At 69.4% G+C, this 12,246-nt stretch carries 12 protein-coding genes; 8 read left to right on the top strand and 4 right to left on the bottom strand.

Translation table 11 applies throughout. The annotated features are described in order from the left end of the window. Nucleotides 1–132: 132 nt before the first annotated feature. Entirely contained in the window at nucleotides 133–990 is an 858-nt protein-coding gene (locus BC102111_RS16340) for a PHP domain-containing protein (RefSeq protein ID WP_101624856.1), read from the bottom strand. Between the two features lie 81 nt (nucleotides 991–1,071). Here BC102111_RS16340 and BC102111_RS16335 point away from each other — a divergent pair, with 81 nt between their 5' ends. The 6 genes from BC102111_RS16335 to BC102111_RS16310 all read left to right on the top strand — a co-directional run bounded on the left by BC102111_RS16335 (nucleotide 1,072) and on the right by BC102111_RS16310 (nucleotide 8,872). Then, nucleotides 1,072–2,586 (top strand): aminopeptidase P family protein, encoded by a 1,515-nt coding sequence (locus tag BC102111_RS16335; RefSeq protein ID WP_095375816.1) that lies wholly within the window; start codon nucleotides 1,072–1,074, stop codon nucleotides 2,584–2,586. Continuing rightward, a complete protein-coding gene (locus BC102111_RS16330; protein ID WP_095375815.1) occupies nucleotides 2,583–3,647 on the top strand; it encodes a P1 family peptidase in 1,065 nt (354 codons plus the stop codon). Before BC102111_RS16335 ends, BC102111_RS16330 begins: the two co-directional genes overlap by 4 nt. A gap of 568 nt (nucleotides 3,648–4,215) precedes the next feature. Then, a complete protein-coding gene (locus BC102111_RS16325; RefSeq protein ID WP_009375210.1) occupies nucleotides 4,216–5,490 on the top strand; it encodes a magnesium transporter MgtE N-terminal domain-containing protein in 1,275 nt (424 codons plus the stop codon). A 2-nt stretch (nucleotides 5,491–5,492) separates the two neighbouring features. After that, on the top strand, nucleotides 5,493–6,029 hold the full coding sequence (locus tag BC102111_RS16320) for a DUF1003 domain-containing protein (protein ID WP_009375208.1): 537 nt from the start codon (nucleotides 5,493–5,495) through the stop codon (nucleotides 6,027–6,029). Next, nucleotides 6,026–7,156, top strand: coding sequence for an Mrp/NBP35 family ATP-binding protein (locus tag BC102111_RS16315; protein WP_009375206.1), 1,131 nt, complete (start codon nucleotides 6,026–6,028; stop codon nucleotides 7,154–7,156). Before BC102111_RS16320 ends, BC102111_RS16315 begins: the two co-directional genes overlap by 4 nt. Before the next feature lie 270 nt (nucleotides 7,157–7,426). After that, complete coding sequence (locus BC102111_RS16310; protein WP_063250941.1) at nucleotides 7,427–8,872, top strand: polysaccharide deacetylase family protein; 1,446 nt, start codon at nucleotides 7,427–7,429, stop codon at nucleotides 8,870–8,872. Nucleotides 8,873–9,019: 147 nt separating this feature from the next. Here BC102111_RS16310 and BC102111_RS16305 read toward each other — a convergent pair whose 3' ends face one another. Then, nucleotides 9,020–9,493 (bottom strand): twin-arginine translocase TatA/TatE family subunit, encoded by a 474-nt coding sequence (locus BC102111_RS16305; RefSeq protein ID WP_063250942.1) that lies wholly within the window; start codon nucleotides 9,491–9,493, stop codon nucleotides 9,020–9,022. A gap of 55 nt (nucleotides 9,494–9,548) precedes the next feature. Here BC102111_RS16305 and BC102111_RS16300 point away from each other — a divergent pair, with 55 nt between their 5' ends. Together BC102111_RS16300 and BC102111_RS16295 are read left to right on the top strand one after the other, a co-directional pair. Further along, entirely contained in the window at nucleotides 9,549–9,887 is a 339-nt protein-coding gene (locus tag BC102111_RS16300; protein WP_101624855.1) for an MGMT family protein, read from the top strand. 32 nt (nucleotides 9,888–9,919) lie between these two features. Further along, nucleotides 9,920–10,558, top strand: coding sequence for an O-methyltransferase (locus BC102111_RS16295; protein ID WP_009375199.1), 639 nt, complete (start codon nucleotides 9,920–9,922; stop codon nucleotides 10,556–10,558). A gap of 161 nt (nucleotides 10,559–10,719) precedes the next feature. Here the strand turns inward: BC102111_RS16295 and BC102111_RS16290 are convergent, their stop codons facing one another. After that, nucleotides 10,720–10,890 (bottom strand): DUF3117 domain-containing protein, encoded by a 171-nt coding sequence (locus BC102111_RS16290; RefSeq protein ID WP_009375197.1) that lies wholly within the window; start codon nucleotides 10,888–10,890, stop codon nucleotides 10,720–10,722. A gap of 118 nt (nucleotides 10,891–11,008) precedes the next feature. Then, a complete protein-coding gene (locus tag BC102111_RS16285; RefSeq protein ID WP_009375195.1) occupies nucleotides 11,009–12,244 on the bottom strand; it encodes a putative hexosyltransferase in 1,236 nt (411 codons plus the stop codon). Nucleotides 12,245–12,246 lie beyond the last annotated feature (2 nt).

The following is a 12,246-nucleotide window of genomic DNA, read 5'->3' as shown; positions in this document are numbered from 1 at the left end:
CAAGCCGGACAGCACATATCGACGCGAGGAACGTCTGCAAAGCGCGCTCCGGCTTGAGTGAGCGGCCGCGGAGGCTGGCCGTGCCGCAAAGCGCGCTCCGGCGTGAACGAGGCCGCGCGCGACCCGCCCCTCTCACCCTTGGATGAACTCGACTCCTCCGGGGCGGGCGGCGGCCCGGTCGAGGAGTTTCGCGAGCATGTGATCGGACGTCGAATGCTCGCCGAGGCGGTTGGGCTTTCCGGTGCCGTGATAGTCCGAGGAGCCGGTGACGATGAGGTCGTTGTCGTGGGCGAGACGCCGCATGACCTCGCGTTCGTTCGGCGGGTTGTCCCGGTGGTCGACTTCGAGGCCGTCGAGACCGGCGGCGATGAACTCGCGCATCGCGGCATCGGAGACGACGAGTCCGCGCATCGCCGCCCTGGGGTGGGCGAAGACGGAGACCCCTCCCGCCTCGGCGATGAGGCGGATCGCGGTGATCGGGTCGATCGTCGGCAGGGTGACGTGGTACTTCCCGTGGCTGGAGAGGATCGAGGCGAACGCCTCCGACCGGGTCTCGACGATGCCGGCGGCGACGAGTGCGTCGGCGATGTGGGGGCGCCCGATCGTCGCATCCTCACCGGCGACGGAGAGCACGGCGTCCATGTCGATCGGATAGTCCTCGGCGAGGCGGTCGATGATGAGGTGGGTGCGGTCGAGGCGCGAACGGCGCGTCTCCTCGACGACGCTGGCCAGGCCCGTGTCGTAGGGGTCGTGGAGGTAGGAGAGCAGGTGGACGCTCACTCCTTCGTGGCGGCAGGAGATCTCCATCCCGCGGACGAGGCCGAGTCCGTACACGCGGGCGGCCTCGTCGGCGGGGGCCCATCCGGCGGTGGTGTCATGATCGGTGATGCCGACGACGTCGATGCCTTCCATCGAGGCTTCGGAAACGAGTTCGGACGGGCTCTGTGTCCCGTCCGAGAACGCCGTGTGCGCATGGAGATCGATGACCATGAGCCCCAGTCTATCGACTTCCCGAGCCGGTGCTGCTCCGCGCCTGAAGGCCGGAGCCGCCCCCGTGCCTAGAATGGAGACATGACTGAGCACAGCGCCACCAGCACTGATACCGACCAGCCTCTGACCGACCGCGTCAACAACCGCTCGCACCGTCCGAACTCCCGCGCCTTCCGGGATTTCGTCGCCTCCGGCTGGGACCGCACCCCGCTCGACGCCGACGCCCTCGCCGCCGCCGGATTCACGCCTGAGCGCCGCGCAAAGGTCTCCGCCGCGTTCCCCGGTGAGCGCCTCGTCATCCCCGCCGGTTCGCTCAAGGTCCGCTCGAACGACACCGACTACCGGTTCCGTGCCCACTCCGCGTTCATCCACCTCACCGGGCTCGAGACCGACTCCGAGCCCGATGCCGTCCTCGTCTTCGAACCCGAGGGCGACGAGCACAGCGTCACCCTCTACTTCCGCCCCCGCGCCGGTGCCGACACCGAGGAGTTCTTCTCCGACGCCCGCTACGGCGAGTACTGGGTGGGACCGCGCGCCGACCTCGAGGCGATGCGGACGATGACCGGGATCGCCACCGAATCCTCGGCGACCGTCAACGATGCGATCACGAAGGACCTCGGTGCCATCTCCGTGCGCCTCCTGCGCTCGGCCGACACTCGCATCGACTCCGTCATCGACACCGCCCGCACCCAGGTCCAGGCCGACCTCGAGACCTCCGAGGCCGGGGATGCGGAGCTCGCGCAGATGCTCTCGGAGCTGCGCCTGATCAAGGATGACCACGAGATCGACCAGATGCGCGAGGCCGTCGCGATCACCCGCGCCGGCTTCGACAACGTCGTCGCCTCCCTGCCGGCCGCCGTCGCCCACCGCCGCGGTGAGCGGGTCATCGAGACCGCGTTCGAGACCGCCGCCCGCAGCGACGGCAACGGCATCGGCTACGACACGATCGCCGCCTCGGGCAACCATGCGTGCACCCTGCACTGGATCCGCAACGACGGAGTCGTCTCCGAGGGCGACCTCGTCCTCGTCGACGCCGGTGCCGAAGCCGACTCCCTCTACACCGCCGACATCACCCGCACCCTGCCGGTGTCCGGCACCTTCACCGAGGTGCAGGCGAAGATCTACGACGCCGTGCTCGAGGCCTCCGACGCCGCCTTCGCCGTCGCCGCCGAGCACGTCGACCGCCCCGTACGCTTCCGCGAGGTCCACGAGGCCGCGATGAAGGTCATCGCCCACCGCCTCGAGGAGTTCGGCCTCCTGCCCGTGTCCGCCGAAGAGTCGCTCTCGCCCGAGGGCCAGCAGCACCGCCGGTGGATGGTCCACGGCACCAGCCACCACCTCGGCCTCGACGTCCACGACTGTGCGCAGGCCCGTGCGGAGATGTACCTCGACGCCGTCATCGAACCGGGCATGGTCTTTACGATCGAACCCGGTCTCTACTTCAAGGCCGACGACCTCCTCGTGCCCGAGGAGTTCCGCGGCATCGGCGTGCGCATCGAGGACGACGTCCTCGTCACCGCCGACGGAGTCGAAAACCTCTCCGCCGACTTCCCGCGCACCCGCGCCGAGGTGGAAGCCTGGGTCCAAGGACGATGACCCCGACCCGCGGGCGCGGCATCCTCGACGTGCCGGGGCTCGCCCTCGGACACGCCGGGACGCTCACCCGCGACCGGCTCACCGGGGTCAGCGTCGTCCTCCCGCCCGCGGGCTCGACCGTCGGCGTCGACGTCCGGGGCGGGGGCCCGGCCACCCATGAGACCGACGTCCTCTCCCCCACCGCGCACGGGTCCGCGGCCGATGCCCTCGTGCTCACGGGAGGGTCGGCGATCGGTCTGCGCTCCGTCGCGGGGGTCTCCGATGCCCTCGCCGAGGCGGGGCGCGGCTTCCCCGCACCACGCCTGCCGGGCACCGTCATTCCGCTCGTCCCCGCCGCAGCGATCTTCGACCTCGGCCGCGGGGCCGGCCCGGTCGCCCCGCCGACGGCTGCCGAGGGCGCTGCCGCGGCCCAGGCTGCGCTCGCTGCCCTCACCGAGGAGGCGCCGACGACCCCGGTCAGGGGCAGCGTCGGTGTCGGCATCGGTGCCCGCGCCGGCGTTCAGACCCTGCGCAGCTCGCTCGGTTCGGTGAGCATCCGGCTGTCTGCCGGGTACACGGTCTCCGCCCTCGTCGTCGCGAATCCCTTCGGGACGATCGGCACCGAAGCGGGGACCCTGTGGGCCGGTCCCCTGCTCGAGGCCGTCGGCTGGGATCTGCCGCCGCTGCCGAGCCTGCCCGTCCCCGATCTCGAGGCGCCCCTCTCGGCGCAGAACACGACGTTGGCGATCATCGCCACGGACGCCCGACTCGACCGCGCCCAGGTCACAGCGCTTGCGGCCGGCGGCCACCCCGGCATCGCTCGTGCGGTGCGTCCCTCCCACACCCTCATCGACGGGGACACCGTCTTCGCCGTCGCCACCGGTGCCCGGGCGCTGCCTGAGGACCCCGCCGAGGCGCTGCCCGCGGTCGTCGAGATCACCGCGGCCGCCGCCGACGCCGTCACCCTCGCCGTCCTCGACGCTCTCACGAGTGCCTCCCCGCTCGCCCCGGCGTGGGAGCAGCCGCCGACTCTCGTCGACATCGCCCCGGACTTCACGGCGGCGTTCGCGGACCTCCCATAGCAGCCCCGCCGGGGCCGCTCGGCCGGCGGGCATCGGCCCAGGGGCGCACTGCCTGTCCGACCGACCGTCGGCCGACCTCCTCGGCGACCGCCCGCTGCCGCTTCCAAACCGCCGGTGCAGTCGTCGGACCTTCACCCGGGCCGCCTCGCCGAGGAGGATCGAGTTCGACATCGGGCCCAGAATCGACCCGGATCCTCCTCAGGGACACGAGCCGCGCCTCCGGAACGGTTGACACCCGACCGCAACGCTGCCGCCTCCAAACCGCCGGTGCAGTCGTCGGTCCTTCACCCGGGCCGCCTCGGCGAGGAGGATCGAGTTCGACATCGGGCCCAGAATCGACTCGGATCCTCCTCAGGGACACGCGCTGTGCGCCCGCAGGGTTGCTGCGCGCCCGCAGAGTTGTGTGACCGTCGGATTGCCGCGAGGCCCCGGGGTGCTGGAGCGCGGACGTGGGACGTGCTTCGTGCAGACCTCGTCCAGGGTCGAGCGAGCGACAAGAGGACTTGGCGCAGAGAACGTGATGCGGACGACGCTGAGCGGTGCCGGGTCACGAAGTAGGCTTGGGTCCATGAGTGGCTCCTCGAAACGCGTCTTCGTCGCCCGCCTCATCTCCGCTCCGGTCTTCGACCCGCTCGGGGATCAGGTGGGTCGTGTCCGCGACGTCGTCGTCGTCTACCGCACGACGATGCGCCAGTTCCCGCGCGTCATCGGCCTCGTCGTCGAGGTCCCCGGACGCCGCCGCGTCTTCGTCCCCATGGGCCGGGTCACCTCGATCGACGCCGGGCAGGTCATCACCACGGGACTGGTGAACATGCGCCGGTTCGAACAGCGCCGCTCGGAGACGCTCGTCGTCAACGACCTCCTCGACCGTCGTCTGCGCCTGCGCGAGGACGACTCCCCCGTCCAGATCGAGGACGTCGGCATCGAGCAGCAGGTCAACCGCGACTGGGAGGTCACCCGTCTCTTCGTCCGTCGCGTCCAGGAGCGCACGGCCTTCTCCGCCTTCCGCCGCCGCGGCGAGACGATGCAGATCTCGTGGTCCGATGCCGACCACCCCGCCGACTCCGCCCAAGACCAGGAGGCCACCCAGCTCATCGCGGCCTACCAGGACACGAAGCCCGCCGACCTCGCCGACGTCCTCTTCGAGATGACCCCCGAACGCCGCCTCCAGGTCGCCCGGGCCCTCGACGACGAACGCCTCGCCGACGTCATCGAGGAGCTGCCGGATGAGACGCAGGTCGAGCTCCTCTCCGCTCTCGACACCGAGCGCGCGGTCACCGTGCTCGAGGAGATGGAGCCCGACGACGCGGCCGACCTCCTCGGCGAGCTCACCGATGAGCAGGCCGAACGGTTCCTCACCCTCATGGAGCCCGACGACGCCGAGGACGTCCGCACGCTGCTCTCCTACGACGAGCACACCGCAGGTGGTCTGATGACGACCGAACCGGTCATCCTCACCCCGGAGACGACCGTCGCCGAGGCGCTCGCCCACGTCCGTCGGGAGGATCTGCCGGCCGCGCTCGCCGCCGCTGTCTTCGTCTGCCGCCAGCCCATCGAGACGCCGACGGGGAAGTTCCTGGGCATCGTCCACATCCAGGAGATGCTGCGCCATCCCCCGCACGAGGCGGTCGGTATCATGCTCGACACCGAAGTCGACGCGATGCCCCCGGACACATCGCTGGCCGAGGTGACGAAGCTGCTCGCGGCGTACAATCTGGTGTCGGTGCCGATCACCGACGACAACGACCGACTCATCGGCGTCGTCACCGTCGACGACGTCCTCGACGAGCTGCTGCCCGAGGACTGGCGCACGACCGGCCGCGATGACCACAGGAGGGGGTAACCATGCCGACCGACGACTTCGACGTCCCCCGCTCGTCCAAACGCAAGCTGCCCCGGTTCGCGATCTCCCCGGAGACGTTCGGACGCGGCGCCGAGGCGTTCGCACGGTTCATGGGCACCCCGGCGTTCCTCGTCGGCATGACGGTCTTCTGCGCCGTCTGGCTGATGTGGAACACGCTGCTGCCCGAGTCCGTCCAGTTCGACCCGCGGTCGCTCAACTTCACCCTGCTCACGCTCATCCTCTCCCTGCAGGCCTCGTACGCGGCCCCGCTCATCCTCCTCGCCGAGAACCGCAGCGCCGACCGCGACCGCGTCGAGTTCGAACACGACCGGCAGCGGGCCGAACGCAACCTCGCCGACACCGAGTACCTCGCCCGTGAGGTCGCCGCCCTGCGCATCGCGATGCGCGAGGTCGCGACCCGCGACTTCATCCGCTCCGAGCTCAAGGATCTGCTCAAGGAGCTCGAGGACGAACGCTCAGAGAGCGGGAAGGACGAGCAGGTAGGGTCGAAGTCTCGCGACAGGAAGGGACAGGGATGAGACGAACGAGCCCGACCGACGAAGCCGTGCGGCAGGCGCTGGCGACGGTCATCGATCCCGAGATCCGGCGCAGCATCGTCGAGCTCGACATGGTCGAGGATGTCACCATCGACGGCGGCAGGGTCACCGTCACCGTGCTGCTCACGATCGCCGGCTGCCCGCTCAAGGACACCATCACCCGAGACACCGAGGCGGCGCTTGCCAAGGTCGACGGCGTCACCGAGGTGGTCGTCAGGCTCGGCACGATGTCGCCCGAGCAGCGCACGGCGATGCGTGAGAAGCTCCAGGGTCCCGGCGGCAGCCGCGAGGTGCCCTTCGCCAAGCCCGATTCGCTGACGAAGGTCTATGCGATCGCCTCGGGCAAGGGCGGGGTCGGGAAGTCCTCGGTGACAGCGAACCTCGCCGCGGCACTTGCGAAGCAGGGCCTGCGCGTCGGTCTCGTCGACGCCGACATCTACGGGTTCTCCATCCCCACGATGTTCGGCCTCTCCGGTCAGCCGACCCGCGTCGACGAGATGATCATCCCGCAGGTCGCCCACGGGGTGAAGGTGATGAGCATCGGCATGTTCGTCCCCGGCAACCAGGCCGTCGTGTGGCGGGGCCCGATGCTCCATCGCGCCCTGCAGCAGTTCCTCACCGACGTCTTCTGGGGTGACCTCGACGTCCTCCTCCTCGACCTGCCGCCCGGCACCGGCGACATCGCAATCTCCGTCGCGCAACTGCTGCCGAACTCCGAGCTCCTCGTCGTCACCACCCCCCAGCAGGCCTCGGCTCAGGTCGCCGAGCGGGCCGGTGCCATCGCCACGCAGACGAAGCAGCCGATCGCCGGTGTCGTGGAGAACATGTCGTGGATGGAGATGCCCGACGGCACCCGGATGGAGGTCTTCGGCAGCGGCGGCGGTGCCACGGTCGCGGGGAACCTTGCGACGACCACCGGCACCGAGGTGGAACTGCTCACCCAGATCCCCCTCGACACCGCGGTGCGGGAGGGCTCGGACGCCGGGACCCCCGTTGTGCTCACCGACCCCGAGTCCCCGGCGGCGCAGGCGTTCACGACGCTCGCCACCCGGCTCGCGCAGCGCACCCGCGGTCTCTCCGGTCGCTCCCTGGGACTCAGCCCCGTCTGAACGAAGGCCTCCCACCGGAGAGCGGCAGCCGAAGCCCCGACTGTCACGGTCGTCTCCCATCTCTGCAACGATCGGGCAACACTCGTGTGATCTGCGACCCGCGACGACGGGCGGACTCTCACTACAAGGCAGACGTCGTTCCAGGTCAGAGCCGTGGCAACGGTCCGAGAACGCAGGATTGTTCGGCGCAGCGCCCGGCCGTGCGCCCCCTAGACTGGATGTGCGGATTCCCGCCGACCATCTGCACTCTCTCCCCGCAAGGACCTCCATTTGACGCGCACTCCCCGACTGCTGTCCAGACTGACGGCGCTCACCGCAGCGTCGACCGCACTCGCCCTCGTCTCCGGATGCGTCGTCACCGGCACGACCCGCGGCGACGATGAGGCCTCGGATTCGGCGACCGTGGAGTCGCACCGGAAGAACGCCCGAGACAATCTCGCCGCCGTCGATGCGAGCCTGCGCAGCTACGCCGTCGTCGACGAGACCTCGACTCCGAAGCTCCACGCGCATCTCTTCGGCATCCCCGGCGCGGACTCACTCAACGAGGCGACCGAGCGAGCCGTCCTCGACAGCTTCGACGCCGCGGGTGCCTTCGCCGGGCGCAAGGCCTTCAGCCCCGTGCTCACCGACCCCTCGCTGCGCTGGGACCCCTCGGCATTCACGACAGCGACGACCGCCTCGGCGGGATCGACACCGAAGGACACCGACACCGGCGCGGACGTCGACATCAGCAATCGCGTCCTCGCCGCGGGCGGGATCTTCCTCCTCAGCGCCGTCACCCGGTCCGACGCTGCGGGACCCACGGCGAGCCCGAACGCGGGATCGACCCGGGTCTATCTCACCGACCTCTCCGCCGACACGACCGTCGACGCCGCCGAGCTCTTCACCGGCGACATCGAGGACTCCGCGATCTCCGTCGATGACTCGGGAGCGCTCCTGCTCGACGGAGAATCGGTGCGCGGCGACGAACTCACCGATCTCGGACTCCAGGTCGCCGACGCCCTCCACACTCCCCTGTCCCTGCCGCAGGGCACCGATGACCGCGACCCCGACTTCTCCTGTGCGCTGCTCCCGTGCGTGGCGCTGACCTATGACGACGGACCGGGCGAACCCGACGTCGAGGATCGCCTGCTCGCGGCCGCGAAGTCTGCGAAGGTCCGCCTCACGTACTTCCTCCTCGGCAAGAACGTCCGGCACAGTCCCGACGTCGTCCGGAGGATGGCCGAGGCCGGACACGAGGTCGGCAACCACTCCTTCGACCACCCGCAGATGTCGAAGAAGTCCCCCGAGACTGTGCGCAGGCAGGTCGAGGACACCGACGCGGACATCGAAGCCGCCGGCGGCGGAAAGCCGAACCTCGTCCGTCCGCCCTACGGGGCGCTGACGAAGGCGACGGCGAAGGCGCTCGGTCATCCGGCGATCATGTGGGACGTCGACACCGAGGACTGGCGCAGCAAGAACGCGGGGAAGGTCGTCGACGCAGTGAGGGCGCAGACGAAGCCGGGGTCGGTCGTCCTCATGCACTCGATCCACCCCTCGACCGTCGATGCCGCCCCGGACGTCTTCAGCACCGTCCTCGACCGCGGCTTCTACCCGGTGACGGTGAGCGAGCTCTTCGGCGACCAGCGGCTCGAGAAGGGTGCGGAGTACTTCTGCCGCGGATATGCGACGAAGCTATGCTCGAACCCCGAACATCCCGAGGTGCGCAGGAACTGACCGGCACCGGTTGCACGCGCGGCGTGAATCAGGTGGAGTTGGTTGGTCCGGTGAGGTCGCGTCGGCGTCGGCGGGTCCGGTGAGGTCGTGGCGCGAGGCTCAGGTGGCGTCGGCTCTGGCGGAGCCGTGCAGAATGTGACGCGAATTTCAGGTGGCGTCGGCGTCGAAGGGGGCCGGGGCCGAGCGGTCGCGCTTGGCGTACTGGGCCTGGAACCGTTCGATCGGCGACGGGGGCGCTGCCGCAGACGCCGACGTGTCCTCTGCCGTCGATGCGGCTGCTGCCGTACCTGCAGCCGCCGCCGGTGCGGCGCCGCTGCCTCCCTGCTCGCGGCGCTTGGCCTCGCGAATCGCCGAGTCCTCCTCGACGAGGGCCTCGCGGACGATGCGGCGGGGATCGTACTGGCGGGGGTCGAGCTTCTGCCAGTCGACGTCCTTGAAGTCGTCGCCGAAGTCCCGCTTGACGTTGTCCTTCGCGCCTTCGGCCATGCGGCGGAGCTGGCGGACGGTGTCCCGCAGCTTCTGCGCGTATTCGGGGAGGCGCTTGGGCCCGATCACCACGAGTGCGACGATCACAAGGATGACCATCTCGGTCCCATTGATGCCCATGAACATGATCTCCATTCTAACCTCCCCGCAGTAGGCTCCTCCCAGGTGGACTCACATGAAGGGAGGGTGAATGGACGACGTCGTCGTCGAGCGGGTGCTGCGCATCGTCGAGTTCGTCCCCTCCGGTCGCGTGGTCAGCTACGGCACCGTCGGCCTCGTCGCGCGCGGCTCGCCGCGGTATGTCGGACGGGTGATGAAGGAGTACGGGTCGAACGTCACATGGTGGCGGGTGATCAACGCTGCTGGGCGGCTGCCCGACCCGCTGCTCGGGCGCGCCCGGGAGAAGTGGGAGGACGAGGGCACCGCTCATCGTCATGACAAGGCGCTCACCTCGGCGTTCATCACTTTCGAGGAGCTCGACGCGCTGTGGTCGGCACACGGGCGCGACCCGGGCGAGCAGTTAGACTGAGATACGGAACAGCAGCGGTTGAGGAGGGTCGATTGTCACGCGAGCATGCCGGTGATGTCACGTTCTCCGAGCAGTACAACGGACCGGATGCGCTCCTCGACGCAGCTCGCACCCTCTCCCACGAGTACGGGCTCACGCCTGTCTCACAGACGACCTCGTCGGCGCTCACGCTCATGGCGCGTCTGCTGCGCCCCGTCGCCGCGGTCGAGGTCGGCACCGGCACGGGAACGGCGACGCTCTCCCTGCTGCGGGGCATGCCCAACGCCGGCATCCTCACCTCGATCGACACGAACTCCACTGCTCAGGGCGCGGCCCGTGACCTCATCGACCTCGCGGGCATCCGCCCCGGCCGCCTGCGCCTGATGAGCGGACGCGCCGAGGACGTCCTCGGCCGCCTCGCCCCGAGCGCCTACGACCTCGTCTTCCTCGACATCGACCCGGTCGGGCTCGAGCGGATGATCGAACCCGCGCTGCGCCTCCTCGACGCCCACGGACTCCTCGTCCTCCACCAGACGCTGCTCTCCGGCGCCGTCGCCGATCCCGTCGATCGCTCCCCACGGACGACCGCGGCGCGCACCCTGCTCAGCCGACTCGGCGACCAGGAACGGCTCGACCGCGTCCTCCTGCCCATCGGAGAGGGTCTGCTCACGCTGCAGAAGACCTGGCAGTGATGACACGGGTCGCGCCGCCGACCCCGCGGATGTCGAAGCGGCCCCGCGGATGACGAAATAGCCTCGCGGATGACGAAACCGCCCCGCAGATGACGAAGCGATTCTGTGAATGACGAAGCGGCAGAGACGAACGTCTCTGCCGCTGCGCGGTCCACTCGTACTCAGATGCCCAGCGTCTCCGCCAACGTGTCGTGGAGAGCCGTCGCCTCATCGGCGCTGAGTTCGATCACCAGTCGCCCGCCGCCCTCGACAGGAAGCCGCATCACCATGCCTCGGCCTTCTTTGGTCACTTCCAGAGGTCCGTCGCCGGTGCGGGGTTTCTGAGCTGCCATGTGGGCGCTTCCTTCCATCGATTGAACAGAGCCGATCCGTGCGGAACGGACCAACCGTATTGATCCGATTATTCCACGATCCTGTCCTCAGCGGGGACATCGCCGCGAAACGACCCGATCACGGCGGCAGATCCGAGGGCGGGGTGAAGTGCCAGAGGTATCCGACCCAGACGATCTGGAGGAGGATGAACGCGACGATCACCGCGACCCGGTAGCCGCGCGAACGGACGGCTGAGAGGGTGAGTGCGAGCGGGAAGAGCGGCAGGAGCAGGCGCAGCGTCGAGGTCTGCGGGGTGAAGAAGATGAGCAGGTAGATCCCGTACGCGAGGCAGAAGAGCTGCAGTGTCCTGCCCATCCGCGCCCCTGCCGGGGAGAGGATGAGGGCGACCATGCCGGCGACGACGCCGATGAGGAGGAGCGGCCCGAAGGGACCGACGAGGCTGTTGGCCTGGGCCAGCCACTGGACGAGGTAGGTCGACGTCCCGGTGTGCCAGGCCGCCTCGGTGTCGGTGTAGGCCGTCATCGACCCGGTGACGATCCACGCGTGGACGGGGTGGATGAGCGCGGCGGCGCACGAGAGCACACCGAGGGTCCACGATCGGATGACCTCGGAGGGCGGATACGGTTCGGTCCGACGGCGGAGGAAGCGGTCGATGAGGTGGAAGAGGAGGAAGAAGGAGAAGGCGACGCCGATCGGGCGCGAGAGGTCCATGAGGACGACGACGGGAAGGGCCATGAGGTAGCGGCGCTCGACGACGAGGAGGAGCGCGAGGGCCTGGAGGAGAAGGGTGAGCGACTCCGCGTACCCGGTGGAGAACACCGCGGCCGGCGGGAAGACCATGACGAAGGTGAGCGCCGTGAGCGCCTGCCCGGGTGGGACGAACTTCCGGAAGAGCGCGAGGACGACGATCGCGGCGAGGCCCGCGGCGACCGTGGACACGAGCGGAGAGATCACCTCGTAGCTCAGGCCGGTGAGGTCGGCGATCGCACTGACGATCGCCGGGTGGAGCGGATAGAACGCCCACGTGTTCTCTGCGACCCGCCCGGCCTCATCGACCGGCAGCACCGCCGGGTAGCCTTCGGTCGCGACGCGCGCATACCACGCGGAATCCCAGAAGTTGAGGAAGTCGCCGAGGGTCGTCTCGACCGGGCTCGAGGACCAGTATGCGGGATCCTGGCGACGGAGGACCGCGGCGAAGATCGCGATGCTCACGATCCGCGAGGCGATGTAGACGCTCAGCGCCTGCACCCAGAGCGGAAGGGTGAGGAAGACGACGCCTGCCCGGTGGAGGCGGGAGGAGTTGAAGAGCTCGGGGAGGATGGTGATGCCGGGGAGGTCTGGGGAGGTGCTCATCG

Origin of the sequence: Brevibacterium casei CIP 102111, assembly GCF_900169275.1 — a bacterium.
GTDB lineage: Bacteria > Actinomycetota > Actinomycetes > Actinomycetales > Brevibacteriaceae > Brevibacterium > Brevibacterium casei.
This window is presented reverse-complemented; position numbering and strand designations above follow the sequence as displayed.

Excerpts from the sequence above, each read along its gene's own strand:
- BC102111_RS16340 (WP_101624856.1), bottom strand. The coding sequence starts at position 990 with ATGGTCATCGATCTCCATGCGCACACGGCGTTCTCGGACGGGACACAG.
- BC102111_RS16335 (WP_095375816.1), top strand. The coding sequence starts at position 1,072 with ATGACTGAGCACAGCGCCACCAGCACTGATACCGACCAGCCTCTGACC.
- BC102111_RS16330 (WP_095375815.1), top strand. The coding sequence starts at position 2,583 with ATGACCCCGACCCGCGGGCGCGGCATCCTCGACGTGCCGGGGCTCGCC.
- BC102111_RS16325 (WP_009375210.1), top strand. The coding sequence starts at position 4,216 with ATGAGTGGCTCCTCGAAACGCGTCTTCGTCGCCCGCCTCATCTCCGCT.
- BC102111_RS16320 (WP_009375208.1), top strand. The coding sequence starts at position 5,493 with ATGCCGACCGACGACTTCGACGTCCCCCGCTCGTCCAAACGCAAGCTG.
- BC102111_RS16315 (WP_009375206.1), top strand. The coding sequence starts at position 6,026 with ATGAGACGAACGAGCCCGACCGACGAAGCCGTGCGGCAGGCGCTGGCG.
- BC102111_RS16305 (WP_063250942.1), bottom strand. The coding sequence starts at position 9,493 with ATGGAGATCATGTTCATGGGCATCAATGGGACCGAGATGGTCATCCTT.
- BC102111_RS16300 (WP_101624855.1), top strand. The coding sequence starts at position 9,549 with ATGGACGACGTCGTCGTCGAGCGGGTGCTGCGCATCGTCGAGTTCGTC.
- BC102111_RS16290 (WP_009375197.1), bottom strand. The coding sequence starts at position 10,890 with ATGGCAGCTCAGAAACCCCGCACCGGCGACGGACCTCTGGAAGTGACC.
- BC102111_RS16285 (WP_009375195.1), bottom strand. The coding sequence starts at position 12,244 with ATGAGCACCTCCCCAGACCTCCCCGGCATCACCATCCTCCCCGAGCTC.